The organism is Bradyrhizobium sp. CCBAU 53351, from assembly GCF_015291745.1.
In the GTDB taxonomy this organism is placed as follows: domain Bacteria; phylum Pseudomonadota; class Alphaproteobacteria; order Rhizobiales; family Xanthobacteraceae; genus Bradyrhizobium.
The window spans coordinates 4,274,020-4,299,363 of the sequence record NZ_CP030059.1 but is presented as its reverse complement, the minus strand read 5'-3'; the positions used below and the strand labels follow the sequence as shown (position 1 = coordinate 4,299,363).

Here is a 25,344-nt window from a genome sequence, read left to right as displayed (position 1 = left end):
CGACCAGCCGAAGAAGGCGCGGCCGGGCGGTCGCAAGCACCGAGGACGGGCGCGCCGGCCCGACGCGCGCGCGTCTGAAACCGGACCGGCGATGGCACTCTGGTTTGAAGGAGCCGTAGCAGCATTTTGGCTATCGGCGCGCTGTAGAAAATCCGGTGGAACGAGCGTAATGAGATCGTCTGCCTCCCAGTGAACCGCGGTAAATCGCGGATCTTTCGACGGAGCGACCGCGCTGGATGTCGTTTCTCTCCCCGCGAGACGATGGGGCGCTCGAATGATCGTCCGCTCAGGACGTCCATTCGCCTGGCATGCAGCCTCATTGTGGCTACGAAGCCCAGTAGCGAAGCTTCAGCTCCAAGAATGACGAGTAGTTCGACCGGCATGTGACTGGTCCCGCCCGAGATCGCCCGTTTGATGGTTTGACCCCGGTAATTATTCAAATCAACGATTAAATTAAATTGGTGGCTAACAATTATTGCGCCGCTGTGCGGGGCGAGCCCTTTGCCGCGCGCCGCTTCAACACTATGCAACCGAATATACAGCCCCGATCGAAGCGGTGTCGTTCCCCTTTTTCCGCGTGTCAGTTGAAGCGGCGCCACAGTTGCGTGTCGTATGAGAGGCGAATTTAATATTTATTGCGATTTAAATATAATGGAATATAATGTATTAAATGGAAATTGTGGGGGTCGGTCGTTTGCGCTGGCTGGACCGACACGGTTTGACGCACGGAGGGGGATCGGCAGATGCAGCGAACCTCGGGCCCGGTCATCGCAGCGGCCATAGCAATCGTCATCGGAGGCGTTCAGTGGTCGCGAGCGGCTTTGCTGGTTATGCCAGGAGTTCCCCAGACGGATTCTGCGCACATCGAGCTGGGGCGCCCGGCTCTGCCGCCCCTTACTTACACGGTGTTTTGCCTGCGCTATCAGGCCGAATGTCGCCCGCGACGCTCCTTTCGAGGCGGCCCGATCCGGTTGACCGAGAAGCGATGGGCAGACCTGCGGGAGATCAATCGTACCGTCAATCTGGCGATAGAACCGGTCCGCAACGAGCTTGGTCTTTCGGGCGAGGCATGGACTATCCACCCCGCGCGTGGCGATTGCAACGATTACGCGGTGAGCAAGCGCCACGAATTGCTTCGGCGCGGCTGGCCCTCGCGCGTCCTCCTATTAGGCGAAGTCGTCGTCGGTTCCGGTGAACATCATCTGGTGCTTCTCGTGCGCACCAGAAGCGGCGATCTCGTCCTCGACAATCTCACGTCACAGATCAAGCCGTGGTCGCGGACGTCCTATCGCTGGGTTCGCGTGCAGAGCCCGGGCCGTGACGGGCTGTGGGCCACCGTTGGACGGGAAGGGGTATGAGACCGGAGCGCTAATGCTCTGAGCCTTCCCTGGCCCGAACGGTTGTGCTTACTCGGGAGCGCATTTGAGCTGCTCCAGCGAAGCGAGCCTATCTTCAAGCGCGACGATCCGGTGGAGAAGGTCTAGACGTGACAGCCCGAGGGTCGCTCGCGTCGATCCGATGACGGAAGCGGCAGCACACGGCCGCTCGGAATTGGGAGAAAGGACGCTGAACAGGCGCAGCACGCCGTCGCCAGTCAACACATCCACCCAGCCATCGGTAGGCGACCGCCCGACGATCCGGCCTGGTACGCGGCCGATATAGCAGGGCGCGTCAACCCGAGGTGAAGCGTTGGCAATAATGAGCCGATGGCCGCCAAGATGGGTGAAGGCACCAGGAAATGGCGGCGTTAAGCCGCGGATCAGCCGGTCGATGGTATCGGTAGGTTGCCGCCAGTCTATCTCTCCATCTTCCGGAACACGGGCGCAGCCATAGGAGGCATGGTCGGTATTTTGAGACGTGCCCTGGTAACCGGTGATCGCTCGTACCACGACTCCGCCGAGTTCACGTTCCTGAATCGCGTTGAGGCGCTCGTAGAGCGCGGTGACCGTATCATCCGGACCGATCGGGATAGCCTGCTGAAACAGCAGATTGCCGCCGTCGAGCTCCGGGAAGACGAGATGAATGCTGATGCCGGCAGTCGTCTCGCCATTGATGATCGCCCAGTTGACGTTGGCGCGACCGCGATAGTGCGGCAAAAGTGAATAGTGGACGTTGACGAAGCGGCACAATGCGAGAATGTGCGGCGGGATGATCCTATCGAACGAAGAAATCACAACGGCCGCCGGGCGCGCGTCCGCGATCACTTTCCGAAGTTGTGCCAGTTCCTGCAGCTCCGCGATCGGGATGTCGCGATTGTTCGCAAATGACCTTAGCGCGCCCGCCTCGGGCTGGTTCGGTTTTCGGAAGATCTGCACTACGCGGCACCGCGCCGCCAATGAGCGAAGCGCCGTGAAGCCGGTCGGTCCGTCCGCGAGGAGTACGACGTCGGGCTGGAGCCGCTCTGTCATGTCACCCCTGCCATGGTACGAGCTGGGCGAATCCATCTCGCGTCAAGGCACCGCCGCGGCGAACCCATTCGGCCGCGCGCAAGCCGCCCGTTTGCAATCGTACGATCGGCTCGGGACCGATCTCGGACAGAAGAATGCCCATGTGGCCCTGTCCGACAGATTGCGTGGGCCAGACCGCGAGACCATTGGCTTGCAGCGCCGCTCGATCGATGTCGCCCCAGAACTGCACCACAATCGCGCCGGCAGGTGCGCATGCAGCCAGATGCGCAGCCTCTCCCTGGCCGACGCGCGGCGAGTCCGCGGGCCGCAACGCGACTACGAAGGCGTCCCACGCGCCGGGATGGACCGCCGCAACGCTGTTGAACGCCTCGACGTTCGCGCCGAGGCGTTGAAGCCCGTTCTGCACCGGGGCAAGGAAGTCATTGTCGCAGAGCAGGCCGATTCTGTTGCCGAGGACCGCCAGACCACAGTCGTGCAACTGCTTCACGGCGAGCGGGCCCAGGAACGAGAAGACATCGACAGCGGGGTGCCGCTCGTTGACGCCGACCACCGGGATCTTGCGCCGTGCGCACGCTTCGATATCGAGGTCCTCATGACGAAATTCCCAAGCCTCGAACATCAAGGCAATCACGGCGTCATCCCGCAGTTGTGCGATCAACTCGGCTGTAAGAGGACGAAGGTGGCCACTGTTGGTTAAGATGTCGACGCTGTGGAGTACCTCAGGACTTATCGTGCCCAGAATCTCGATGCGATCAGCGACGCCCAGTGGGGCTGCGAGCTCCAAAGTCTCCCGCTTGGCGTCGGACACGGTCCCATGGCGGCCAGATTTCGTGAACGCGTAGACGTGCTTGGCTCCGGCCATTGCAGCAAGCACCGGGGTCACGGCATACGCGCCGGTCGCGGCTTCGGTCAGCACAGTCATTCCCGACATATCCAGCCCGGTGTCGGCGAGGGCGAGCTTCATCAGCGTTCGCAGTCGAACAGGCGAGAAGCCCGGCCTGCGAAGAACCCCCGTTTCCGCATCGCCAGGTCGCAACTGCACGGCCATTGTTCGATTCCCGGTCATTGATCGATCCTGCTGTTGCCGCTGAAAGAGGCCAGCTTCATGGTTCTTTCGACCGGCGCACTCCGGATATCCGATCGCGCGCTGCCCGGAGCACGTTGTAGAGTGGGTCGGGTATGAGCGTACGAAGGTGATCCTGCCAACACATTCGCTCGATCACTTGATCCTCACCTGGTCGCGCGGCCCAATACCGGACGCGGCGTTCGCCCGACGCGGCGACGCGGCGCGTCGTCGTGTAGTAATAGGATGCGACTGAAAGGCGCATTCGACCAGGCGGGCAGGTGACCGGATCCGGAAGGCCGTGGAGGGTGGCGCCGTGCGTCTCCCAGAGGATCATGGTGTTGAACCGCGGGAAGATGCGGCATCCAAGCGCGGACATATCCGCAGGCCACAATTCGAGGCTACCGCCGTAAGCTTCGGGCCAATCCCGATTGAGATAGACGAGCAAATTGACCCGGTGGAACAGCCCGGTCGTCGGGTGAACTTCGAAATCGCGGTGAATCTTCGTAAAGCCCCCTGGAGGCGTTCGATGTACTCCCGCAAATTTGTGTGTCGGATCGCAAAGAAGATCGCGAACGCCCGTGACCGCCGAAATCAATTCTCGGAAGCGGGGACTGTCCACCAGGTTCAGCAGATGCTGGGTGGCCGGCCCCAATCCATCCGATATCTCCTGCTTCACCAAGCAATCAGTATTCGTGGTAATCAGACGCGCCTCTTGGAGGGCGGTGCATTCGGCCGCGACCATGTCCAACAGCCTCTCGGGAAAGGCGTCGTTGACGACTATGTGGGGCCAAGGTTTGGCGACTACATATTCGTCGCGCAGAGAATCGACGCGGGCAAAGAGGCCGCTCAGCGAGTGAAGCTGGAAATCAACATGCAATTCCGCAGACTCCCACTGTGCCTGGGGACGCTATCCCCGGGCTGTCGCCCCCTCCCAGATTAAATGTAATATTAAATCATCGAAAATTAAATGTCAAAAGTAAATACATCGGAGTCTGAGTTCAGGCGCAACAGGGGTGTCATCTAGGTTGCCGTTGGATCCCGGCGCAAATGGGATTGGCCGAAATTAAACCATCAAAATTTGCATATTTAATTTGCCCGCTGGTGAGCCGCGGTTTATCTTGAGTGGGGCTGGGATTGGAGTAGGACGAGCTTATGACCCATTTCGATGCAGAAGGCGACGATCGTCGTGAATTCCTGAAGAGCTGCGGCAAGTTTGCCGCCGTGACCCCGCCAGCCGTCACGCTGTTGCTCTCCACCTCGCTGACCTCGGCTGCGATAGCCAGTTCAGGCGGTCGCATTGTGCGGGGCAACAATGGCTTCGGCAATGGCGGCGGTGACGGCAGCCCCAACGGGAAAGAAGATCACGACCGGTAGATTCTGCGGTGCAACGGGCAGCCGTGGGTGCGTAGGCTGCCGCAGCGGGGCCGGGCTCAACCGGTCCGGCGACGCCTTTGTGCGGACGACCGATCGATCAGGAGATCATGCAGCTTCTTACCGGCTCGAAGCTGAGCCTTCAGCCATCGGGGCTGCTTACCGCGACCCGACCAAGTTTCCGAGGGATCTTTCGGGTTCTGGTATTTCGGCAACACTGGGGGGTAGGGGCGGCGAGAACGTTCCTCGTTCTGGGCCGCAGCGGCCGTCCCCTCAATCCTGCGAAGCCGTTCTTCGAGTTTGGCCTTCTCCGCGGTCATCCTGCGGCCAAGAACAGTCGTGACCTCGTCGTAAAGTCGCCACAGCTCGGCTGTGGTCATGGACGCCCAGTCGTCGTTCTCCATGGAAGCCGTCCCCCAATGCCCCCGAACCGAAACAGAGGGGGATTATCAGGTCCAGCGGGGGTCCGGCAAGCGCGATCCACTCGCGCGCGCCTGTGCCGATTTCAACTTGGGCGGTTGGAGTTACCGGCCGGGCCCGTGCCTTCGAATGCGCAATCGCCTTCCAAGCGCCCGCACCTGGGGTCGCCGCCTGGGCGCGAGCAACCGCTGCTCGGCCATCGACACGCGACTACGTAGGTTCTGCAATTCAGTGAATCGAATGATCAGGGCTTGATGAGTTTGACGCAAAATAGCCGAAGAATACATGTGAACACCTACTCATTGCTGACGATGCCCCTGCGACCGACGAGCCGTGAAAAGACGCAGCAGCCATTTTCGCAATTACTTGCCCAGCTTTGCTTTGATGAATAGTATTACTTTTCTCCCTTTCAGAAGCGGGGCCTTCGAAGGCCTCGCTTTCGCTAAAACTTCGTCGAATGTTAGATTTGAATCGTGAAGGCCCCAATATATCATTCGTAATAACGACGCCAACGAAGTTAATTGAATGTTGACAATAATGCCAGGCGACCAACTGGCGCACGGACGACATGTTCTGAGAATTTCATGGTCCATTCTGCCCCAAGTTGTCTAAGACGCGGTCCTTACGTGCGGGATTTACGGGCTGAAGTTTTGCGGAAAGCACCGCATTCTTACGGTGCTGCGCGCATTCGCTGCGCAAGTTACTGTGGCGCCATAGATGTTGCCGGGCAGGCCGAGACCTGACGGCGCGGCGTTACGGTCGAGCGGACTGGCTATCCTCGCGAACAGAGCGTTGGAATAAACGTCTGCACGGGGGGTTATCAGCAATAGGCAGGGGCAACATGCGCCGCATCAGAATTGTCATTGCGGATCGACATCCGATCGTCTTGCAAGGCATCAAGAGCGTTCTTGCGATGCACCGTGATTTCACGGTTGTCGCGTCTTGCAGCGATGGTGCGAGCTGCATCGAGGCCATCCGATTTCTTCTGCCGGACATCGCGCTTGTCGACGCTGCACTGCCCGACGTCAGTCCGCAGCAGATCCTCGCTCCCGCAAGCGCTGTGAGCCCAGGCCTGCCGATCATCTTCTTCGCCGCTACCACGAGCGACCGTGACTTACAAAGGCTTGCCCTGGACGGCGCCTGCATCGTCCTTCCGAAGGACGCGGATCCGGAGATGCTGGTCGCGACCCTGCGGGAGGCTACGCAGAACCAAGCAGCTGTCTCGCCGAGCGTCGAGCGGGCCAGCGAGGAGCCCCGCGCCGGTGATCAGGCTCTGACGCTACTCACGGGTCGGGAGCGTCAGATCGTGCGGCTCGTGTCGGAGGGTCTATCGAATAAAGCGATTGGGCGTCGGCTGAATCTTGTCGACGGGACGATCAAGGTCCACCTCCATCACATTTTCCAGAAGCTGGATGTGAGCAACCGTACACTGCTCGCGGCATTGGCGATTTCGCGGAGCGAGCCGCACGCACCGTCGGGTGAGCTCAATCCTCGTGCTCTGTTGCAGCAGAATCCGGTCGAGGACTAACGGGAGCGCCTTGCGGTTCCGGAGCGTGAGCAAAGCGGCGGGCTTATCGCGGTGCCAGATGCCCAATTGCGGTGCGGCAGGCCCCTTCGGCCTCGGCTAGCGTTCGCAACGGCGAGCCGCCAATCTTGATTGCGGCTTGGTTCTCGTAGAGCGGGCGCCAGCTCGCCAAATAGCCGGTGCGGCCGTGAAAGCCGGGACCTCCGGGGCTTCCGAAGCTGATGACGAACGAGAAGCCGTCGCTGCTCGCGCTCCAGATCTCCATGTCGCCCAGGGACCGATGGAAGTGCAGTGGCATCGCAATGATCCAACATAGTCAAATATCGCATCTGTGTTTAATCGCATTAAAATGATCATGGCGATATTAAATCGCGAGGGTGGCTCAAAATCGCGAGGGAGCGACAGAGTGCGTCGGAAAGTGGAGGCGGCGAGCCCGAAAATTGCCGGCGATCCTACGGCGGCGCACGTTCGGCAGCGCCATTCGGGTAAAGAAAATTCCTGGTTGAAAAGGTATTTAATTTATAATAACGTGGGTTGAAATATTTAAATCGAGGAGTGCGTAGCGTGACCCGGGACGGCAACGAAAACGACGACCGGCGGGCGTTTTTGAGGACCTGCGGAAAATTTGCGGCCGTGACACCCCCAGTGATGACCCTGCTTCTATCCACATCTCTGACTTCCAGAGCCATTGCAAGTTCGGGCGGATTGCGTGGAGTGACGCAGAACGACCGGGGGCCGTCGGTCTTCGATAATGGTCGGCCATCCGCGGCGGGGCCGGGGAGTTCCAGCGGCGGGTCATCGGGAGGTGGTGGCGGAGCGCCGGGCGGTCCCTCTACTGGATCGTCTCGCGCCGGAGGGATATCTCGCAATGGTGGCGGATCCGGTGGTGGCGGCGGATCCGGTGGTGGCGGCGGATCCGGTGGTGGAGGCAAAGGACCTTTCGCAACTGGCGGCAGCTCCGGAATTCCAACCGCTGATGGTGGGGTCGATTGCGCCGACGAAGAGAACGAGGAAAGGCGCAAGGCGGACTGCCCCGGAGCCAGTACTCGGATTTCCAGTGTAACCCAATCGGGCCGGTAGGAGCCTTGTCGACGATGCGCACCACCGGTGGGCGGCTGGGCGGCGAGGCAATGCTGGGCCCTTGGCGCCGGCGCGCCGGACGTTGGCCGCAAGCGTACCCGACAGCAAAGCGGCCTCTTGATGCACCGCCGCAGTTTTTACGAGCGCAACATGCCAACTGTTAGTGCGAATAGGATTGCATATTTTTCCCGACTCCCTAAAGTGGTCGAGTTCTAAGAGCTCGATCAGGAGGCGCGTCATGAATAGCCCCGTTCAAGCCGGCGATCCCCGGGCTCTGCTTCGACATCGTCTCGAAGCGCTTGTCACCGAACTCGCGGAGCTTGAGGAGCTCAGAGAATGGGTGAGTCGGGAGGAAAATCGCCAGCGCGAGCTGCGGAAGGCGGGCAGGTCGCGTAGTCCAGCCCGGACCGCGAGCGGTCGTCGTAGCTTCGCAGAGGCAAAGCTCGTGCCTGTGCTACTTGGTCTCAATAAGTCCGGTTGTTGTAACGAGCGCCGCAAGGCGAATGAATGAGGGGCTTGATGCCAGCTATCGCGCAGCTTGGCGTAGCCTTGGGAACGTCTCGCCCTCCAAAAGACTGCGACCAGTTGACCTATGAGACCAGCTTAGCCTGTTTGGAGCGGCAATCTACGCCGATCTGAACAGGGGAGTGCTGCAGCGTAGTTGAGCGTGCGGAAGGGACGGGTGTTCGCTTCGGTGCTCAACACATGCTTGGTACGTCAGCAAATCATCGGCCGAGTGAAGACAATTGGAGCGCGCCGCACAGGTGACGTGTCCGGCGCGAACTCCGAGTCTCTCGGGGCCTTGGTATCTAGGCGATCGTCTTCAAATACAGGCTCGGATCGAAGTATTTGCTCGCCGGCGTGAAGTCCTTGATGCCCGCATTGGCCATGAAGAAGTCCGTCGACTGCTGCAGCCAGTTGGTGACGGTCCCGTCCGAGTACATCCGCTTCCAGTCCTTGGACGTGAACATCTTCTGGGCCTTGAAGGACTCGTTGATATCTGACAATGGCGTCTGGCTGTAATGACCCTTCTGCAGCTTCTCCATCGCCTCGTTGCTGTTCGCGACGATGTAGTCGTTGGCATCCGCCCAGCCGCGGATCAGCTTGGCGAGGGTCTCCCTGTTGGGTTCGTAATAGTCGTTCGCCGCAGCCCAGCCGCCGATAATAGCCGCCTTGGGATAATAGGCTGACGCATCGGCAAGCATGGTCGCGCCCGGGACCTTGTCGCGGACCGTGACGTTGAACGGTACCCAGAGCGCCACGGCAGGCACGGCGCCGGAGATGAAGGCAGTAACGGCCGCCGGCATCGTCTGGTTGACGAGCTCGACCTCCTTTGGATCGACCTTGTTGGCCCGGAGCGCGGTGTCGAGGAACACGTGCGCCGTCGTGCCGGTCGCGGTTGCGATGCGCTTGCCCTTCAAATCCGCGAACGACTTGATGCCCTGATCGCCGCGAACCCAGAGCTGCGCCGTCGCCACCTCGATGTCGTTGATCAGAAATACCTTGCCTTGGCCGCGGGCCGGGAAGTTCGAGAGGACAGCGCCAGTTGCCAGCACGTCGAGGCTGCCACCAATCAGCGCCTGGAAGATTTCGAGGCCGGTGTTGAACTGCCGCAGTTCGAGATCGAGGCCCTGCTTTTCGAAGGAGCCGCGGTCCATGCCGGTCCAGATCTGGCCGTCGACGGCGACGGTGTGGAGATAGCCAACGCGAACCTTAGTTTTTGCCTGGGCGATTGCGGGGGCTGCGGCCGTGAAAGTGCCGAGTGCCAGGCCTGCCGTCGTGGTCAGAAATTGCCGCCGATCCATGATGTGTCCTCCGTTACTTGTTATTCCGAGAATGAGACCGGACGCATCTGCGCCTGCTGGGCGCGATATTCGTCCATGACCAGCTGCCTGATATGACTGCGTAGCTCAGCGAATTCCGGACGTTCCTGGATCGATTCATCGCGCGGGTAAGCGAAGGGAACGTCGATGATCTCCTTGATCCGCGCCGGCCGCGCCGTCACCACCACGATGCGGGAAGCGAGGTAGATCGCTTCCTCAACAGAATGGGTAATCAGCATGACGGTCTTGCCTTCGGTCTCCAGCACCTTGAGCAGCAGGTTCTGCATGTTGGATCGGGTTTGGGCGTCGAGCGCCCCGAATGGCTCGTCCATCAGCAGAAATTGCGGTTTCACGGCATAGGCCCGCGCGATCGCCAGCCGCTGCCGCATACCGCCGGACAGATGTTTCGGGTAGGAATTGGCGAAGTCAGACAGGCCCATCAGGCCGAGATAGTGATCGCAGATCGCGTCGCGCTCGGCGGTCGCGACATGGTTGGCTTTGAGCGTCAGGCCGAAAGCGATGTTCTGCTTCACCGTCAACCAGGGGAAGACGCCATATTCCTGAAAGATGACGCCGCGCTCGGGGCCGGGACCGGCGACGGGGCGGCCGTCGAACAGGACCTTGCCGGTCGTCGGCTTCTGGAAGCCGGCGAGCATGCTCATCATCGTGGTCTTGCCGCAGCCGGACGGCCCGATCACCGCGATGAAGTCGCCGTCGTTGATGTCGTAGCTGACGTCCTCGACGACCAAGAGGCGGCCCTTCGGCGTCTCGAAAGACAGCGACACCTTGTCGAACTGCGCGCGCTTTTTCATGCGATGGCCCGATCCTGCCAGACCAACAGCCGCGCGGTGATCTTACGCAGGATCAAGTCCATGATCAGCGCGATCAGGCCGATGCAGATGATGCCGACATAGATGACGTCGAGCAGGAAGTAGGTCGAGGCATTCTGGATCATGGCGCCGAGCCCGCGCTGCGCCGCGATCAGCTCGGATGCGACCAGCGTCGCCCAGGCCACGCCCAATGCCACGCGCAGCGCCGTGAGAATGTGCGGGACGGTGAGGGGAATGATGACCTTGCGAAAGATCTCCGCCTGGTTGGCTCCGAGCGTCTGCGCCACGCGGATGTAGAGCGGGGTGATCTGCGACACGCCCTCATACATCACGATCACGCCGGAGAAGAAGGAGGCGTAGAACAGGATGACGAGCTTTGCGAGCTCGTCGACGCCGAAATAGACGATCACCAGCGGGATCAGCGCGATCGGCGGCAGTGCACGAAAGAAGTTGATCATGGGATCTGCGAAGGTGCGGGCGGGGCGATACCAGCCCAGCAGAAATCCGACCGGCACGGCCACGAGGATGCCGAGCGCGACGCCGAGAAAGACGCGCCGAGTCGAAGCAAAGATGTCGATCAACAGACCTTCCTTGGTCAGAAGCTCGAAGAACTTGGCGGCGACCTGGTGCGGCGCGGGGATCAGCGAGACGTTGACGAAGCCACTCCAGCGCACGGCGTACCAAAGCAGGATTGCACCGATCCACGGTATCAATCCGAGACCGAGGCGTCTCAGGCCGGCTCCGTTCATTCGACGCGTCCACCCAGATTGCGGTTGATGTTTTCAGAGGTCATATTATAAATAGGATGACCATACAAGCGGCGCCTTTGGTCGTAGGCGTCGCAGGCATTCTCGCATGACATCGTCGCCTTTCACCCTCCGAAGCGTCCAGGCCTTTGGCTATCGCTACCCGCTGATCACGCCGGTCATCACGTCCTTCGGGCGGATGAAGGATCGGCCCACCGTGTTCGTCCGCGTCGAGGACGGCGACGGCAATATCGGCTGGGGTGAAGTGTGGTGCAATTTTCCTGCACCGGGAGCCGAACATCGTGTTCGGCTCGTCAACGAGGTGCTGGCACCGGCCCTCGTCGGGTTCAACGCGCGTGAGCCGTCCGACGCGTTCGAACACCTGACGCAGGGAACGTCGGTGCTCGCGCTGCAATCCGGAGAGCCCGGGCCGTTTGCGCAATCGATCGCCGGCATCGATCTGGCCGTCTGGGATCTCTACGCGCGCCGCCGGAACGTCGCGCTGTGGAAGCTGCTCGGCGGGACGAGGCGTACGATCAGGGTCTACGCCAGCGGCATCAATCCGGTCGGGTCCGAGCGGACGGCGGAAGCGGCTCTGGCCCGCGGATACCGCGCGCTGAAGCTGAAGATCGGCTTCGATCCGGCAGGCGACCGCGCCAATCTCGCCGCGTTGCGCCGCCTCGTGGGTGAAGGTCTGCTCGCTGCCGACGTCAATCAGGGCTGGAGCCTGGCGCAGGCGCTGGAGCTTGCACCGCAACTCGAGCACTTCGCGCTCGCCTGGCTCGAGGAACCGCTTCGCGCCGATCGCCCCCGCCAGGAATGGGCGCAATTGCGCGAGGCCATCCGCTTTCCGCTCGCGGCCGGCGAGAACATCGCGAGCCATGCCGGCTTTGCCGAGGTGCTGCGTGAGCCGGTGCTCGGTGTCGTCCAGCCGGACATCGCCAAATGGGGCGGGCTGTCGGCTTGCGCGGGCATCGCGCGCGATATCCTCAAGTCGGGAAAGATGTTCTGCCCGCATTATCTCGGCGCCGGCATCGGTCTTCTGGCATCTGCGCATCTTCTCGCCGGCGTCGGCGGCAACGGACTGCTCGAAGTCGACTGCAATGAAAACCCGCTACGTGACCGGTTCTGCGGTCCGGTGCTCGATGTCCGCGACGGCATGATAGAGCTCGGCGACGAAGCGGGCCTCGGCATCACGCCCGATCTTGCCTCAATCGAAAATTACCGGACGATCTGATGCCAGCACGCGGTTATGACTACATCATCGTCGGCGCGGGCTCGGCCGGCTGCGTGGTCGCGAACCGATTGTCTGCGGATCCGGCCTGCCGCGTGCTGCTGCTGGAGGCCGGCGGATCGGATCGGAATTTCTGGCTGAAGCTTCCGGTCGGCTACTACCGGACCATCTACAACGAGCGGTTCTCGCGCCTGTTCAGGACCGAGCCTTCGGAAGGGAGTGGCGGTCGCGCCATCGTCTGGCCGCGCGGCCGCGTGCTGGGTGGTTCCTCGTCGATCAACGGTCTGATCTTCATTCGGGGCCAGCATGAGGATTTTGACGATTGGGAACGCCTCGGTGCCGACGGCTGGAGCTATCGCGAGCTCCTGCCGTATTTTCGGCGCTACGAACGCTACCGAGGCGGCGAGAGCCAGTTTCACGGGGGGCTCGGCGAGTTCGAAGTCTCCGATCTCCGCAACGATAATCCGGCATCGAAGGCCTGGGTCGAGGCCGGCGTGCAGTTCGGCCTGCCGCGCAATCCCGACTTCAACGGCGCTACGACGCTCGGCGTTGGCACCTACCAGCTCGGCATCGGGCGGCACTGGCGGACCAGTTCGGCCTCTGCGTTTCTGCGTCCCGTCGCCGGTCGTCCGAACCTCACCATCATTACCCAGGCGCAGGTCAGCAGGGTCATTTTCAACGGTCGCGTCGCGACCGGCGTCGAGTGGATCAGCAAAGGGCAGGTCCACAGCGCAGCGGCTGATCGAGAGATCATCCTGTCGGGCGGCGCGCTGCAGTCGCCGCAGATCCTCCAGTTGTCCGGCGTTGGTCCGGCCGACCTGCTGCGCAAGCTCGGCATTTCCGTCGTTGCCGATTCCCCTGACGTCGGCGCCAATCTTCAGGATCATTATCAGGCCCGGCTGATCGTTCGCCTGAAAGAGCGAATTTCGCTCAACGATCAAGTCCGCAATCCCGTCGAGCTAACGAAGATGGGGCTGCAATGGATGCTGGCGGGCAGCGGTCCATTGACGGTAGGGGCGGGGCAGGTCGGCGGCGCAGCCTGCACGGAATACGCCGTCGGCGGACGGCCGGACGTGCAGTTCAACGTGATGCCGCTTTCGGTCGACAAGCCCGGCGAGCCTCTGCACAGCTATTCCGGCTTTACCGCCTCGGTCTGGCAGTGCCACGGAAAGTCGCGCGGACAGCTTGCGATCAGTTCGACCGATCCGTTCGAGCAGCCGCGCATCGTGCCGAACTATTTCGCCGAGGAGATCGACCGCAAGACCATTGTTGCGGGCCTGAAGATTCTGCGCGAGATCTATCGGCAGAAGGCGTTTCGCCCGCTCTGGGATGTCGAGATGGTGCCGGGCGAGGCGGCCAGGGATGATGCCGGGCTGTGGGACTTTGCGCGCAACACGGGAGGCACGGTATTTCACTGTGTCGGGACCTGTCGCATGGGCCGCGACGCGCAGGCCGTGCTTGATCCGGAGCTGCGTGTGCGCGGCGTCGAGCGGCTGCGAGTGATCGATGCCTCGGTGATGCCGCAAATTACCTCGGCCAATACGAATGCGACGAGCCTCATGATTGGCGAACGCGGTGCAGCGCTGGTCATGGCTTGATCGCGCGACCGGAATTCCGGAGGACGAGATGGAATTGAGTTCCGACAGCCACGTCCCCAAATACGCACAGATCGCCGACATCTTCCGGCAGCGCATCGCGCGCGGCGTCTGGACTCAGGGCTTTCGCCTGCCGGCCAATGAGGAGCTCGCGGCCGAGTTCGGCGTGTCGCGCGTTACGATCAGGCAGGCGGTGGAGCTGCTCGCGCGCGACGGCGTAATCGAGGCGCAGCAGGGCCGCGGCACCTTCGTCACGGGGACTGTGCGGCAGGATCGCTGGCTCAAGGTCGAGACCACGCTGTCCGATCTCGCCGACATGTATCGCGACACTTCGCCCGAGATCATCAATATCTCGGAAAGCCGCACCAATGCGCCGCTGCTTCCCGGAGACGGCAAACCGGCCGAAAAATATGTCTTCATGCGTCGGCTGCATTCGCGGGAGAAGCAGCCGTATTGCGTCATTTCCATCTATCTCGACGAGAAGATCTTCCGCAGGTCACCGAAGCGTTTTCGCAACGAGACCGTGATTCCGATCCTGAACGATCTCAGGGATCCCGCCATCGCCAGCGCGCGCCAGACGCTGACGATAGGTGCCGCGGACATCGAAGCGGCGCGGCTGCTGCGCGTGCCGCTGAATTCGCCGGTGGCAGAAGTCCGCCGAATCTTCACGACCGCGGACCGCACCGTGATCTATCTCGGCGAAGTCACCTATCGCGGCGACTTCGTGCGGATCGACATGGATCTGCGGCCCTAGCCCTCTCAACGCGAGAACAGTTCCTGGTTTCGGCGCTCAAGCTCCTCGCCGTAGGTGCGCAGGACGTGGGATTCGCTTAAGGTGCCGATCGTCGCGCGATGATCGGTGCGATCGACGACCGCGAGCACATCGGCCTCGCTGCGTTCAAAGGCCTTCAGGATCTCGCGCACCGGCGTCGTCGGGAGCAGGCACTCATCCTGTTGCTGGGCCAGTGACCCCAGCTGCTCGTCGTCCTGGTTGGCGACGGAATGAAGCGTCGCGGCGGGCACGATGCCCGCATAGATGCCGCTGGGATCGCGGAGCACGATCTGGCGAACCTGTGCCGGCGAGAACAGCTTTTGCGCCTCGCCGATCGGCATCGTCGTCAGCGCGTTCTCGAAGTCGGTGCGCATCAGCGAAGCCGCGCTCATCTGCCGTACCCAGCCGATGTCCTGCGGGCCGCGGATCACCTCGCCGCGCAGATGGAAGCGCCATGTGGCGAAGCTGTACCCGAATAGCTCGCGCACGATCAGCGCGCAGACCGACGACGCGACCACTGCTCCAACGGTGACGGAGAAATCGCCGGTGATCTCAAGCGCAAGACACACCATGCTGAACGGCGCGCCAAGGACGCCCGTCCCGAGTGCGGCGAGCGCCGCGATGGCGGCCGTGCCGGGTTGAAGCGCCAGCGTGGGAAGAGGGCCGGTCAGCACGATGCTGTAGAGCTGCCCGATCAGCGCGCCCAGGAACAGCGAGGCGAAGAACAGGCCGCCGCGGAAGCCGGAGCCGAGCGAGATGGCGGAGGCGAGGATCTTGAACACGATTGTGGTCGTGAGCAGAAGCCAGGTCGGATTGCTGACCAGCAGGATCTGCATGGCGCCGTGACCGGCGCCGAGCACAGTGGGCGTCAGCAAGGCGAGGCCGCCGAGGAGGAGGCCGCCGAGAATTGGGCGCAGGAAGCCCTTGAACACCGTGATGCGCTGAAAGCAGCGTTCGGAGAATGCGACGGCGAGCATCACGAGGATGCTGACGAAAGCGCAGATGGTGCCGATCAGCACCGTCTGCCCGATCATTTCGACGGAAACCGGCGAGGGAAATCCAGGCACCATCAGGAAGGACTGGTGCGTCAATTGCCGCGCGACGAGCCATGCGGTGACGGCGCTGGCGATGACCGGCACGAGACCGGCGGACGTATAGGCGCCGAGCACGACCTCGAAGGCGTAGAAGGCGCCCGCGAGCGGTGCGGAAAATGCGGCGCTGATCGCCCCCGCGGCGCCGCAGGCCACCAGCAGCCGCATGTCGTTGCGACGGGCAGCCAGGCGCTGGCCGACATGGGAGCCGAACATCGAGCAAATCTGGGTATAGCCGGCCTCCAGACCGACCGATCCGCCGAACCCGTTGGACAGCAGCGTCTGGATCGAGATCAGCAGGCTGCCGCGAAAGGACACCCGGCCACCATAGAGCGCATTGGCCTCGATTGCGTCGGCGAGCTGCTGTCCCTTCACGCGCCGGGCAAAATACAGTCCGATCAGCGCGAGCACCAAGCCGCCCAGCATCGGGACCAGGAGCGTGCGCTGCCAGGAGATCACGCCGGTGGCGCTGAGATGTGCATCGAAAGGAATGTCGAACAGCAGGGCGTGAGAAACCTGGCTGAGGCTCGAGATCGCAGCCACCAGCACGCCACTGAGCAGTCCGACGACGATCGCGACCAGCACAAGGCCGGTCTCGCGATTGCGCACGAAGTTGCGCAGGAACAACGGCAGCAGGCGGATGCCGGGAGCCGCGGCCGGCTTCGCAGGATGTGATGCCGGCGCCATCCTAGGCCGGATCCCGCAGCGGTTCGGTGCGCACGACGCGGAAGCCGATATTGCTGGACGCGGAGTCGGGCGTGTTGGAACTTCGCGCCGCGACGCGGTAGCGATTGCAGTAGGATTCGTGGCAGAGGAAGGATCCGCCGCGCATCGACCGGTTGGGAGCAGGCTCGCGGTTCAAGGGATCTCGCGATGGCGTGAGGCGGTGATAGCTCGGCGAAAAATAGTCCTCGCACCATTCCCAGACGTTTCCGGCGACATTGTGCAGGCCATATCCGTTGGGCACGAAACTGTGAACCGGCGCCGTACCGAAATAGCCATCATCCACGGTGTTGCGGTCGGGAAAGTTGCCCTGCCAGATATTGCAGCGATGCTCGCCGCCGGGCTTCAGCTCGTCGCCCCAGGGGTAGGTGGCCCGGTCCAGCCCGCCGCGCGCGGCCATCTCCCATTCCGCCTCGGTCGGCATGCGCGTGCCGGACCATCGGCAATAGGCCTGTGCGTCGTTCCAGGAGACGTGGACGACGGGATGATCGAGCCTGTCCAGAATGCTGCTCGCAGGTCCTTCCGGCTGCGCCCAATAGGCGCGCGTCACCGGGACCCACCATGGCGTTTCCTGAACGCGCGTCGTGCGGGCCGCACGTTTCTCTTCCGGCAACAGCCCGTCGAAGACAAAGCTCCAGCCGTAGCGTTCGGCATCCGTCGTGTAGCCCGTGGCCCGGACGAAGTCGCCGAATTGCAGATTGCTCACGGCGTGGCAGGCAATGGCAAACGGCGACAACGTCACCAGCCGTACCGGGCCTTCGCCGTCCTCGACGAAGCCGATGCCGGCGGATCCCATGTGGAAGGTTCCGCCGATCAGTGAGCTCCAGCGGCGCAGGATCGGAGTTGAACTGGGAGTGATCGCCGCTTGCGCATCCTCGCCCGTCGCCGGCCCGCTGCCGGCGGCGCGCTGGGTGCAACAGTGTGAGCGATCCCCGGTCATGCCCTATTTCTGCTTCTCTTCCTCCCAGAAGGCTGTGCCGCCTTCCGCCTTCATCAACTCCAGAATCTTCTCGCGCGGGATCACGCCGCAGCGATTGGCCCATTGCTGATACTGCGCCGTCATCTCGCGGACGCGATCCGGATGCTGCGCGGCGAGATCGTTCATCTCGGTGCGGTCCGTCTCCATGTCGTAGAGCTCCCAGGGGCCGGGATACTTCCGCACCAGCTTCCACTTGCCGACGCGAACGGCGGCGTTGCCCTCGTGCTCCCAGAACAGCGGGCCCCGATTGCCATATGCCGAGGCGAATGACGGCACCAGGCTCTCGCCTTCGCAGGGCAGGATGGCGTTGCCGTTATACTCCTTGGGATAGGTGGCGCCGGTGACGTCGAGGATGGTCGCCATCACGTCGGTGAGCTGGCTCGGATTGTGCCGCAGGCCGCCTCTCTCGGAAATGCCGCGCGGCCAGTGCACGATGAACGGGGTTGCGATGCCGCCTTCGTGAATCCAGTGCTTGTAGAGACGGAACGGCGTGTTGGAGAGGTTGGCCCAGGCGGTGCCGTAGCTCTGGTAGGTGTCCTCGGCGCCGGGCATCAGGGTCGGGTCATTGCCGAAGCGCACCGGTCTGCCGTCGCGCGTCTTCGCCTGCGCGATCATGAGCTGGTCGACCAGCTCCTTTGCCGTGACGCCTTCCGGAATGTCCTCGGCGCAGGCGCCGTTGTCGGAGAGGAAGATGATCAGCGTGTTGTCCATCTGGCCGGTCTCGTCCAGCGCCTTCAGGATGCGGCCGATGCCCTGGTCCATGCGGTCGATCTGGGCCGCGTAGACCTCCATGCAGCGCAGCGTCCATTCGCGCTGCTCCGCGTCGGTCCACGGCGGTTGGGTCGGATCGCGATCGGTCAGGCGCCAGTTCGGATGGATGATGCCGTCGTCGACCAGGCGCTTGAGGCGCTCCTCGCGCAGCCTGTCCCAGCCCGCATCGAAGCGGCCCTTGTACTTGGCGATGTCCTCGTCATGGGCATGAAGCGGCCAATGCGGCGCCGTATAGGCGACGTACTGGAAGAATGGCGCGTCGGGCTTCTGCGCCTTGTGCTGGCGGATGAAGGCGGCAGCCTGATCGCTGATCGCATCGGTGTAGAAGAACGAGGGATCCTTCACCGCCTCGTGCTCGATATTGTCGTTGCCGCGGGTGAGCGTGTTGGGATGGTAAAACGATCCGGCGCCGATGATGGTGCCGTAGAAGTGGTCGAAGCCGCGCTGCATAGGCCATGCGTCGGTCGGCTCCGTCAGACTGCTGGCGATGTGCCATTTGCCGCTGAGGTAGGACGTGTAGTTTCTGCTCTTCAGGGCTTCGGCGATCGTCACGCAGCTCTTGTTCAGATTGCCGGCATAGCCTTCCGGGCCGTTGCTGTAGGTGAGGATGCCGATGCCGGTCTGGTGCGGATGCAGGCCGGTGAGCAGCGAGGCGCGCGACGGGCTGCAGCGTGCGGTGTTGTAGAACTGCGAATAGCGCAAGCCATTCGCCGCGAGGCGGTCGAGGTTCGGCGTCTGGATTTCGCCGCCGTAACAGCCGATGTCCGAAAAGCCCATGTCGTCGTTGAGGATGAGCAGGATGTTGGGGCTATCGGGGGTCTTTGCGCCATTCGGCATGTTTGTGTCCTCGTTCTCGACGTGTGGCGTTGCTAGTGGCGGCGCGTCAGGCTGATGCTGAGGCGGAAATATTTCGGCAAGTACACGGCGCGCAGCAGCTCGAGCGCCCGTCCGTCCTTGCCGAAAGTGACGCGCTCGATGGAGAGCAGGGGCGAGCCGACCTTGACCCCCAGCAGCTTGGCGCTGCCGGCGTCGGCGAGGTCGGCGCTGATGGTCTGCTGGGCGTCCTTGATGGCGAGGCCAAGCTCGTCCTCGAAGACGCGGTACATGATGATCGAGACCAGATCGCGCTTCTCGAGCTCGAGACCGACATCCGGGGGATAGAAGGCGTGCTCGATGGCGATCGGCGTGTCGTCCGCGAGCCGCAAGCGCCGGAGCTGCCAGACGGCGCGCTCGCGCAGCTGCTCGCGAACGGCGGCGTCGTGCCGGTTGGTCATGCCCTGCTGCAGGATCGTGGCGCCGGCCTGGTAGCCGGCATCGCGGATGGTTTCCGAAAAGCCCATGAGGTGGCCGACCCAGTTCTCGGGCTGGTTCGAGCGCAGGAAGGTGCCGCGGCCGCGCGAGCGGTCGAACATGCCTTCGTTCACGAGGGGGGCTATGGCGTTGCGGATGGTGATGCGGCTGACGCCGAAATGGCGGCCGAGTTCGGCCTCGGTCATCAGGCGGCCGGTCTCGTCGATCAACTTGCCGTCGCGCACCTGGCTGCGAATGGATTCACGGATCTGGATATGCAGGGGCATTGAGCCTTCCGCAACGACATCGCTGCCGAGCGGCGCGGCCTTCTTCTTGCGTGTTTGAATAGCCATGGTGTCAGAGCCGCATGCGCGTTGCTGGATCGAACAGATGAATGTCTTGCGGTCGGGCCGTGATCGAGATCGTGTCGCCCTCGCCGGGAATGTTGCCGTCGGCGACGCGCATGCGGATCATGGTGCCGGCGCAGTCGAGGTCGAGCACGGCGGTATCGCCGAGATCCTCGATCAGGTCGACGCGCGCGCCGAGGCCCCCCTCCGTCATGCGGAGGGCGCCGGGCCGAAGTCCGACCACCACGTCGCGCTCACCCGCGGTCGTGGCCGTCGTCTTGAGACGATGGCCTGCGATGATGACGTCGCCATCCACGTAGAGGGCAGGGACGAGGTTCATCGGGGGATTGCCGATGAAGCCGGCAATGTCGATCGAGTTCGGGCGGGCGAACACCTCCGCGGGCGTGCCGACCTGCTGGATTTCGCCCGACATGAACACCGCCATCCGGTCCGCAAGGGTCATGGCCTCTTCCTGGTCGTGGGTGACGTAGACCGCGGTGACGCCGAGCGAGCGCTGCAACTTCTTCAACTCGGCGCGGGTTTCCAGCCGCAGCTTTGCATCGAGGTTCGAGAGCGGTTCGTCCAGCAGGAAGAGGCGAGCCTTGCGAACGATAGCGCGGGCCAGCGCGCAACGCTGCTGCTGGCCGCCCGAGAGCTGGCCCGGCTTGCGGTCGAGCAAATGGTCGATCTTCACCTTGCGCGCCGCGTCCTTCACTGCGGGCGTGATCTCGGCCTTCGGCAGCTTGGCCATCTCCAGCGGGAAGGCGATGTTCTCGGCCACCGTCATGTGCGGGTAGAGCGCATAGCTCTGGAATACCATGGCGATGTCGCGGTCCCGCGCATCGGTCGAGGTGACGTCCTTGTCGTCGATCAGCACGCGGCCGGCGGTCGGTGCATCCAGACCTGCGAGGATGCGCAGCGTCGTGCTCTTGCCCGAGCCGGACGGGCCGAGCAGCGCGAAGAACTCGCCCGGCTTGATGTCGAAATTGACGCCCTTCAGAGCGGCGAACTCGCCGTGCATCTTGACGATGTTGCGAAAACTGACCTGACCCTGGCCGCTCATCGGCGTCCTCCGCCCTTGACTGCCCCGACCGTCAGGCCCTTCACGATATGCTTCTGCGCGACCACGCCGAGGACGACGACAGGCAGCATGGCGAGAACCGAGACCGCGGCGAGCTTGGCCCACAGCGTCTGCTCGACGGAGACGAAATTGAACATGGCGACCGTGACCGGACGCACCGTGTTGCCGCTGAGCACGACGGCGAACAGGAATTCGTTCCACGCATTGAGGAACACGAACACGATCGTCACGGCGATGCCGCCCCGGACCTGCGGAATGATGATCCGCCACAGCGTCTTCAATCGGCTGGCGCCGTCGAGATAGGCAGCTTCCTCCATCTCGAAAGGAATGTCCTCGAAATAGGAGACCAGCAGCCAGATCGCGAAGGGCAGGGAGAACGACAGATAGATCAGGATGATGCCCTGATAGGTGTCGATCCAGCCGATGTTCCGCAGCACCAGGAAGTAGGGGATGATGATGCCGACCGGCGGCAGCATCTGCGTGGCCAGCACGTAGAAGCCCGCGAACTTCTTGCCGCGAAAGCGCAGGCGCGCCAGCGCATAGGCCGCGGGCACGGCCATCAGCATGGTGACCACGGTGGTGCCGACCGAGATGATGACGCTGGAGAGCAGGTTCGGCAGGATCGATCCCGAGCCGAACAGCACGTCGCGATAGGCGTCCAGCGTCGGCGCGAACACCAGCTTGGGCGGATAGGCCAGTACGTCGGAATCGGTCTTGAGCGAGTTCAGCACGCTCCAGACGATCGGAAACGCCCAGGCGAGCAGGAAGACCATGGAGATCGCGAGCAGGGTTATGATGCGGAGGCGCTTGGCGGTCATTTCGCCCTCCGCATCGCGAACAGGATGCCGGAGATGATGATGGTCACGATCAGCAGCGCGACCGCGAGCGCCGAGCCGTAACCGATCGACAGCTCGGTGAAGGATTTCCGGTAGGCATAGAGATTGAGGATCTCGGTCGCCGTGCCGGGGCCGCCGGCGGTGACGGTGAAGATCGCCGCGAACGCGGTCAGCGCCACCATGGTCCGCATGATGATGACCATGACGATCGCCGGGCGCAGCAATGGCAGGGTGATGCGGCGAAAACGTTGCCAGGCGGAGGCGCGGTCGAGCCGCGCCGCCTCGTAGATGTCTTCGGGCAGCGAGGCGAGCGATGCCAGCAGCACCATGAACGCGAACGGCGTCCACTGCCAGGTGTGGATCGCGATCACCGAGACCATCGCGAGCGTGGGATCGCCGAGCCAGTTCTTGCTGCCGAGACCGGCATTGATGGCGAGGAAGTCCACGATGCCGAATTCCGGCGCCAGCATGAAGGTGCGCCAGATCATTCCGACCACGGCCGGCGACAGCACCACGGGAAGGATGGCGATGACCCTGAACCAGCCCTGGCCACGCTTCATGTCCATGACCAGCAAGGCGAGCGCGAGGCCAATGATGACCTGCAGCGCGACGGTCGAGCCGGTATAGACGAGGCTCACCAGCAGCGAGGTCCAGAAGCGCTCGTCGGAGAGCAGCATCTGGTAGTTCTCGAATCCGACGAAGCCGTTGGTGAACGGCATCGCCAGATCCATCCGGAACGCACTGGTATAGACCAGGAAGAGCAGCGGAAACGTCGTTGTGGCGAGCAGCGCAAGAAACGCCGGTGCGAGCAGGGCTGCTGCGAACCGGCGCTCGCGCTGCGCCAGGACGTGGCCGAAATCGCTGCGAGGCGCCTCGCTCGCGATCCCGGCCGATGTCACCGCTGTCGTCGCCATGGCTCAGCCGCGCATCATCGGTTCGATGCGGCGCTGCGCATCGTCCAGCGCGGCCTTGATCGTGACCTGGCCGGAGAGGGCCGACTGGATCGCGGTCGCCATGGTGTCACCGATCGCCGGCCATTGCGGCACGCGCGGACGCCAGTCGACGTCGGTGTCGTCCTGCAGGGCCCCCATCGTAGCCTCGACGAAGTTCTCGCCAAAGCCGTTCATCAGCTTGATGTAGTCGGGATCCTTCCACACCGAGGTGCGGTTGACGCCCGAGCGTTTGGTGGGACCGGCGAACTTGTGCGCGGTGCGCGCCTGGGTCTCAGCGCTCGCGGCCCATTGGATGAACAGCCAGGTCGCCTTGCGCTTCTTCTCCGGCAGTGCGGAATTGATCGGGAAGCCCCAGTTCCAGATCGACGTTGTGCGCTTGCCCGAGGGGCCCTTGGGCCAGCGCGCATAGGCGACCTTGCCAATCACCTTGGATTTTTCGGGATTGTTGATGACCGAAGCCGATGAGTGTGCGTCGATGTAGCTGGCGACGGTGCCTTGCGAGAAGGCGTCGGCGATATCGGGCCAGTTCCAGTTCGCCGCCGCGGTCGGCGCGTACTTCTTCATGATGTCGACGTACCAGGCGAGCGCCGCCTCGGCCTCGGGGCCATTGACGGTGAGCTTGCCGCCCTTCATCCAGTCGCCGCCGAACTCGCGGAAGATCGACGGATAGATGTACATGTTCTGGCCGGCACCGGCGACGCCGCGCAACGCTGCGCCCCAGACGCGATCGTTCGGTGTGTTCAACGCCGCGGCATTGGACGTGTAGGCCTCTAGCGTGTCGGCCGGCTTCAGGCCCTTCGCGTCATAGAGGTCCTTGCGATAGACCTGAATGGTGACTTCGCCGTCATAGGGCATGCCATAGAGCTTGCCGTCGATGCCGTTGGCGCTGCGCCAGGCCGGAATGATGTCGTCGAGCTTGAACCAGGCCGGATCGGTCAGCGATTTGTCGGCAAGGTAAGTGTCGAGCGGCTCGACCCATTTGTTCGCGGCATAGAGCGCGTAATACATGGGATCGGCGGCGTGGGTCGCGTAGGTGCCGGTCTTCGAGGTCAGGTCGATGACGCTCTTCTGCCGGATCTGCGCCGGCGGAATCTTCTCGAAGCGAACGTCGATGCCGGTGAGCGCCTTGAACTGCGGCGCCAGTGCAATGAGGTTTTCGAAATAGCTCGCCGGGATCACGGCGACCGTGATGGTCTCGCCGGACACCTGCTGCCAGTCGATCTGGGCGGATTTGTAAGGTGCAAGGTCGGCGTCCTGCGCGGCAGCTTGCCGGAGAAAGGCCGGACCAAGCGTCGCGAAAGCGGCGGCGGCGGTTCCGGTTTTGAGTAGCGTTCGTCGCGTCGGCTTAAATGACGTCATGCTGTCCTCCCGAAAATCCGGATTTATACTTCCGGTTAGTTAGGACATTTGCCCAAATGTTATAACAAGTCAACCGCGACAAATTGGGTGTCCTCCGGCCGTTTGGTTCGAAGCGTGGAACGACTGCGGACCTCGCCTCCTGGAGGCGCGATCGGGCCGAGCAGCGATGAGATGCAGTTGCCGGCTAGATGTCGCCGATGAGTTCGAAATCTGCGCGAGCGTCGCCGGCCGTATGGATCTGGCCGCTATATCGCTGTGCGCTCGGTTCGAACGCTGCCGGCAATCGGTCGTCGATAACGAGATGGTGGCAATCGTCGAGGTGGCCGCCGCGAACCGTTGCATTGCGCCCGAATTTGGTGATGTCGGCCACGAGCACGGACGTTCGTGAATTGGCGGCGATGGATTGGCGTGCCTTGACTTCATCGACATGGAAGTCGAGCAGCGAGCCGTCCGCATCGACGCCGCCGACGCCGAAGATTCCGAAGTCGGCGCGAAATCCCGAGAAGAAGTGCACGGCGGCCTCGCCAATGATGTCGCGGTCGAGCGGCCGCAGCGTGCCGCCGGCGATAGTGATCTCCACGTCCGGATTATGCGAGAAGGCTGCGGCCACGTTCAGGCTGTTGGTGATCACCCGCAGATCCCGTCGACGGGAAAGTGCCTGCGCGACATATTCGGGCGTCGTGCCGAGCCCGATCATCAGCGAGGTCCCGTCGGGAATGAGTTTGGCGGTCGCATGCGCGATCCGCCGCTTGGCTTCGGCGTTCAGCCTGTGTCTGCTGCTGTAGGCGAGGTTCTGATTCTGGACGGGGAGGCTGACCCCACCATGCACGCGCCGAAGCAATCCCTGGTCGCAGAGCGCATTCACAAGGCGGCGGATGGTCTGCTGGGTCACCTCGAAACGCGCCGCAAGCTGCTCGATGGAAGCGAAGCCTTGCTCGCGCACGATCTCCAGTATGTGGACCTGACGTGTCGTGGCGCTCCTGGCCATGAGCCCTCCGTTCGCGACAAAAGTATCATTCGAACGGCCAAGACGCAATTTTCTGT

The 25,344-nt window shown here is 62.7% G+C and carries 23 protein-coding genes and 1 pseudogene; 7 read left to right on the top strand and 17 right to left on the bottom strand.

What is annotated here, in order from left to right; genetic code table 11:
- Positions 1-743: 743 nt before the first annotated feature.
- The gene (locus XH83_RS20335) at positions 744-1,358 is read left to right on the top strand and encodes a transglutaminase-like cysteine peptidase (RefSeq protein WP_194402566.1); all 615 of its coding nucleotides are present in this window, start codon (positions 744-746) and stop codon (positions 1,356-1,358) included.
- Positions 1,359-1,406: 48 nt separating this feature from the next.
- Here XH83_RS20335 and XH83_RS20330 read toward each other — a convergent pair whose 3' ends face one another.
- From XH83_RS20330 to XH83_RS20320, 3 genes are read right to left on the bottom strand one after another with little or no spacing between them, the layout of a single operon-like run.
- On the bottom strand, positions 1,407-2,408 hold the full coding sequence (locus XH83_RS20330) for a methionyl-tRNA formyltransferase (protein WP_194402565.1): 1,002 nt from the start codon (positions 2,406-2,408) through the stop codon (positions 1,407-1,409).
- A gap of 1 nt (position 2,409) precedes the next feature.
- Positions 2,410-3,456, bottom strand: a complete 1,047-nt coding sequence (locus XH83_RS20325; protein WP_246776275.1) for a hypothetical protein — start codon at positions 3,454-3,456, stop codon at positions 2,410-2,412.
- Positions 3,457-3,511: 55 nt separating this feature from the next.
- Positions 3,512-4,351, bottom strand: a complete 840-nt coding sequence (locus XH83_RS20320; protein ID WP_246776274.1) for a 2OG-Fe(II) oxygenase — start codon at positions 4,349-4,351, stop codon at positions 3,512-3,514.
- 275 nt (positions 4,352-4,626) lie between these two features.
- Between XH83_RS20320 and XH83_RS20315 the strand changes: the two genes are divergently transcribed.
- A complete protein-coding gene (locus XH83_RS20315; protein WP_194402564.1) occupies positions 4,627-4,848 on the top strand; it encodes a hypothetical protein in 222 nt (73 codons plus the stop codon).
- Positions 4,849-4,904: 56 nt separating this feature from the next.
- Here the strand turns inward: XH83_RS20315 and XH83_RS20310 are convergent, their stop codons facing one another.
- A complete protein-coding gene (locus tag XH83_RS20310; RefSeq protein ID WP_194402563.1) occupies positions 4,905-5,249 on the bottom strand; it encodes an H-NS family nucleoid-associated regulatory protein in 345 nt (114 codons plus the stop codon).
- Between the two features lie 857 nt (positions 5,250-6,106).
- On the opposite strand from XH83_RS20310, the gene XH83_RS20305 reads away from it, so the two are divergent.
- Positions 6,107-6,793 carry a response regulator transcription factor gene (locus tag XH83_RS20305; protein WP_194402562.1) on the top strand — a complete coding sequence of 229 codons (687 nt, stop codon included), beginning with the start codon at positions 6,107-6,109 and terminating at the stop codon, positions 6,791-6,793.
- A 43-nt stretch (positions 6,794-6,836) separates the two neighbouring features.
- Here the strand turns inward: XH83_RS20305 and XH83_RS20300 are convergent, their stop codons facing one another.
- On the bottom strand, positions 6,837-7,088 hold the full coding sequence (locus XH83_RS20300; RefSeq protein WP_194402561.1) for a hypothetical protein: 252 nt from the start codon (positions 7,086-7,088) through the stop codon (positions 6,837-6,839).
- Between the two features lie 257 nt (positions 7,089-7,345).
- Here XH83_RS20300 and XH83_RS39740 point away from each other — a divergent pair.
- Positions 7,346-7,657 (top strand): annotated as a pseudogene (locus tag XH83_RS39740) (hypothetical protein); the annotation flags it as partial.
- Positions 7,658-8,679: 1,022 nt separating this feature from the next.
- Here the strand turns inward: XH83_RS39740 and XH83_RS20295 are convergent.
- The 3 genes from XH83_RS20295 to XH83_RS20285 are packed head-to-tail and all read right to left on the bottom strand — an operon-like array spanning position 8,680 to position 11,272.
- On the bottom strand, positions 8,680-9,675 hold the full coding sequence (locus XH83_RS20295) for an ABC transporter substrate-binding protein (protein WP_194402560.1): 996 nt from the start codon (positions 9,673-9,675) through the stop codon (positions 8,680-8,682).
- 20 nt (positions 9,676-9,695) lie between these two features.
- Positions 9,696-10,505 carry an ABC transporter ATP-binding protein gene (locus XH83_RS20290; protein ID WP_194402559.1) on the bottom strand — a complete coding sequence of 270 codons (810 nt, stop codon included), beginning with the start codon at positions 10,503-10,505 and terminating at the stop codon, positions 9,696-9,698.
- The gene (locus tag XH83_RS20285) at positions 10,502-11,272 is read right to left on the bottom strand and encodes an ABC transporter permease (protein ID WP_194402558.1); all 771 of its coding nucleotides are present in this window, start codon (positions 11,270-11,272) and stop codon (positions 10,502-10,504) included. The genes XH83_RS20290 and XH83_RS20285 overlap by 4 nt, the downstream gene beginning before the upstream one ends.
- 106 nt (positions 11,273-11,378) lie before the next feature.
- On the opposite strand from XH83_RS20285, the gene XH83_RS20280 reads away from it, so the two are divergent.
- Genes XH83_RS20280 through XH83_RS20270 form a run of 3 tightly spaced genes read left to right on the top strand, consistent with a single transcriptional unit; the run spans position 11,379 to position 14,852 of the window.
- Positions 11,379-12,506, top strand: a complete 1,128-nt coding sequence (locus XH83_RS20280; protein ID WP_194402557.1) for a mandelate racemase/muconate lactonizing enzyme family protein — start codon at positions 11,379-11,381, stop codon at positions 12,504-12,506.
- On the top strand, positions 12,506-14,101 hold the full coding sequence (locus XH83_RS20275) for a GMC family oxidoreductase (RefSeq protein ID WP_194402556.1): 1,596 nt from the start codon (positions 12,506-12,508) through the stop codon (positions 14,099-14,101). Before XH83_RS20280 ends, XH83_RS20275 begins: the two co-directional genes overlap by 1 nt.
- A gap of 28 nt (positions 14,102-14,129) precedes the next feature.
- Complete coding sequence (locus tag XH83_RS20270) at positions 14,130-14,852, top strand: GntR family transcriptional regulator (protein WP_063684293.1); 723 nt, start codon at positions 14,130-14,132, stop codon at positions 14,850-14,852.
- A gap of 5 nt (positions 14,853-14,857) precedes the next feature.
- On the opposite strand, the gene XH83_RS20265 is transcribed toward XH83_RS20270, so the two are convergent.
- The 9 genes from XH83_RS20265 to XH83_RS20225 all read right to left on the bottom strand — a co-directional run bounded on the left by XH83_RS20265 (position 14,858) and on the right by XH83_RS20225 (position 25,288).
- Positions 14,858-16,648 (bottom strand): chloride channel protein, encoded by a 1,791-nt coding sequence (locus tag XH83_RS20265; RefSeq protein WP_194402555.1) that lies wholly within the window; start codon positions 16,646-16,648, stop codon positions 14,858-14,860.
- A 1-nt stretch (position 16,649) separates the two neighbouring features.
- Positions 16,650-17,624 carry a formylglycine-generating enzyme family protein gene (locus XH83_RS20260; protein WP_194402554.1) on the bottom strand — a complete coding sequence of 325 codons (975 nt, stop codon included), beginning with the start codon at positions 17,622-17,624 and terminating at the stop codon, positions 16,650-16,652.
- Positions 17,625-17,627: 3 nt separating this feature from the next.
- A complete protein-coding gene (locus XH83_RS20255; RefSeq protein ID WP_194402553.1) occupies positions 17,628-19,271 on the bottom strand; it encodes an arylsulfatase in 1,644 nt (547 codons plus the stop codon).
- A 32-nt stretch (positions 19,272-19,303) separates the two neighbouring features.
- A complete protein-coding gene (locus XH83_RS20250) occupies positions 19,304-20,077 on the bottom strand; it encodes a GntR family transcriptional regulator (protein ID WP_194402552.1) in 774 nt (257 codons plus the stop codon).
- Between the two features lie 4 nt (positions 20,078-20,081).
- Positions 20,082-21,134: an ABC transporter ATP-binding protein gene (locus XH83_RS20245; protein ID WP_210346974.1), complete on the bottom strand. Its 1,053-nt coding sequence runs from the start codon at positions 21,132-21,134 to the stop codon at positions 20,082-20,084.
- A complete protein-coding gene (locus XH83_RS20240) occupies positions 21,131-21,970 on the bottom strand; it encodes a carbohydrate ABC transporter permease (RefSeq protein ID WP_194402551.1) in 840 nt (279 codons plus the stop codon). The genes XH83_RS20245 and XH83_RS20240 overlap by 4 nt, the downstream gene beginning before the upstream one ends.
- A complete protein-coding gene (locus XH83_RS20235) occupies positions 21,967-22,902 on the bottom strand; it encodes a carbohydrate ABC transporter permease (protein WP_194402550.1) in 936 nt (311 codons plus the stop codon). Before XH83_RS20235 ends, XH83_RS20240 begins: the two co-directional genes overlap by 4 nt.
- 3 nt (positions 22,903-22,905) lie before the next feature.
- Complete coding sequence (locus XH83_RS20230) at positions 22,906-24,300, bottom strand: sugar ABC transporter substrate-binding protein (protein WP_194402549.1); 1,395 nt, start codon at positions 24,298-24,300, stop codon at positions 22,906-22,908.
- Between the two features lie 184 nt (positions 24,301-24,484).
- Positions 24,485-25,288 (bottom strand): DeoR/GlpR family DNA-binding transcription regulator, encoded by an 804-nt coding sequence (locus tag XH83_RS20225; RefSeq protein ID WP_194402548.1) that lies wholly within the window; start codon positions 25,286-25,288, stop codon positions 24,485-24,487.
- Between the last annotated feature and the right edge of the window lie 56 nt (positions 25,289-25,344).

What these genes read in the sequence shown, in the direction of transcription:
- XH83_RS20335 (WP_194402566.1), top strand. Translation starts at nt 744, where the DNA reads ATGCAGCGAACCTCGGGCCCGGTCATCGCAGCGGCCATAGCAATCGTC.
- XH83_RS20330 (WP_194402565.1), bottom strand. Translation starts at nt 2,408, where the DNA reads ATGACAGAGCGGCTCCAGCCCGACGTCGTACTCCTCGCGGACGGACCG.
- XH83_RS20325 (WP_246776275.1), bottom strand. Translation starts at nt 3,456, where the DNA reads ATGGCCGTGCAGTTGCGACCTGGCGATGCGGAAACGGGGGTTCTTCGC.
- XH83_RS20315 (WP_194402564.1), top strand. Translation starts at nt 4,627, where the DNA reads ATGACCCATTTCGATGCAGAAGGCGACGATCGTCGTGAATTCCTGAAG.
- XH83_RS20310 (WP_194402563.1), bottom strand. Translation starts at nt 5,249, where the DNA reads ATGGAGAACGACGACTGGGCGTCCATGACCACAGCCGAGCTGTGGCGA.
- XH83_RS20305 (WP_194402562.1), top strand. Translation starts at nt 6,107, where the DNA reads ATGCGCCGCATCAGAATTGTCATTGCGGATCGACATCCGATCGTCTTG.
- XH83_RS20300 (WP_194402561.1), bottom strand. Translation starts at nt 7,088, where the DNA reads ATGCCACTGCACTTCCATCGGTCCCTGGGCGACATGGAGATCTGGAGC.
- XH83_RS20295 (WP_194402560.1), bottom strand. Translation starts at nt 9,675, where the DNA reads ATGGATCGGCGGCAATTTCTGACCACGACGGCAGGCCTGGCACTCGGC.
- XH83_RS20290 (WP_194402559.1), bottom strand. Translation starts at nt 10,505, where the DNA reads ATGAAAAAGCGCGCGCAGTTCGACAAGGTGTCGCTGTCTTTCGAGACG.
- XH83_RS20285 (WP_194402558.1), bottom strand. Translation starts at nt 11,272, where the DNA reads ATGAACGGAGCCGGCCTGAGACGCCTCGGTCTCGGATTGATACCGTGG.
- XH83_RS20280 (WP_194402557.1), top strand. Translation starts at nt 11,379, where the DNA reads ATGACATCGTCGCCTTTCACCCTCCGAAGCGTCCAGGCCTTTGGCTAT.
- XH83_RS20275 (WP_194402556.1), top strand. Translation starts at nt 12,506, where the DNA reads ATGCCAGCACGCGGTTATGACTACATCATCGTCGGCGCGGGCTCGGCC.
- XH83_RS20270 (WP_063684293.1), top strand. Translation starts at nt 14,130, where the DNA reads ATGGAATTGAGTTCCGACAGCCACGTCCCCAAATACGCACAGATCGCC.
- XH83_RS20265 (WP_194402555.1), bottom strand. Translation starts at nt 16,648, where the DNA reads ATGGCGCCGGCATCACATCCTGCGAAGCCGGCCGCGGCTCCCGGCATC.
- XH83_RS20260 (WP_194402554.1), bottom strand. Translation starts at nt 17,624, where the DNA reads ATGACCGGGGATCGCTCACACTGTTGCACCCAGCGCGCCGCCGGCAGC.
- XH83_RS20255 (WP_194402553.1), bottom strand. Translation starts at nt 19,271, where the DNA reads ATGCCGAATGGCGCAAAGACCCCCGATAGCCCCAACATCCTGCTCATC.
- XH83_RS20250 (WP_194402552.1), bottom strand. Translation starts at nt 20,077, where the DNA reads ATGGCTATTCAAACACGCAAGAAGAAGGCCGCGCCGCTCGGCAGCGAT.
- XH83_RS20245 (WP_210346974.1), bottom strand. Translation starts at nt 21,134, where the DNA reads ATGAGCGGCCAGGGTCAGGTCAGTTTTCGCAACATCGTCAAGATGCAC.
- XH83_RS20240 (WP_194402551.1), bottom strand. Translation starts at nt 21,970, where the DNA reads ATGACCGCCAAGCGCCTCCGCATCATAACCCTGCTCGCGATCTCCATG.
- XH83_RS20235 (WP_194402550.1), bottom strand. Translation starts at nt 22,902, where the DNA reads ATGGCGACGACAGCGGTGACATCGGCCGGGATCGCGAGCGAGGCGCCT.
- XH83_RS20230 (WP_194402549.1), bottom strand. Translation starts at nt 24,300, where the DNA reads ATGACGTCATTTAAGCCGACGCGACGAACGCTACTCAAAACCGGAACC.
- XH83_RS20225 (WP_194402548.1), bottom strand. Translation starts at nt 25,288, where the DNA reads ATGGCCAGGAGCGCCACGACACGTCAGGTCCACATACTGGAGATCGTG.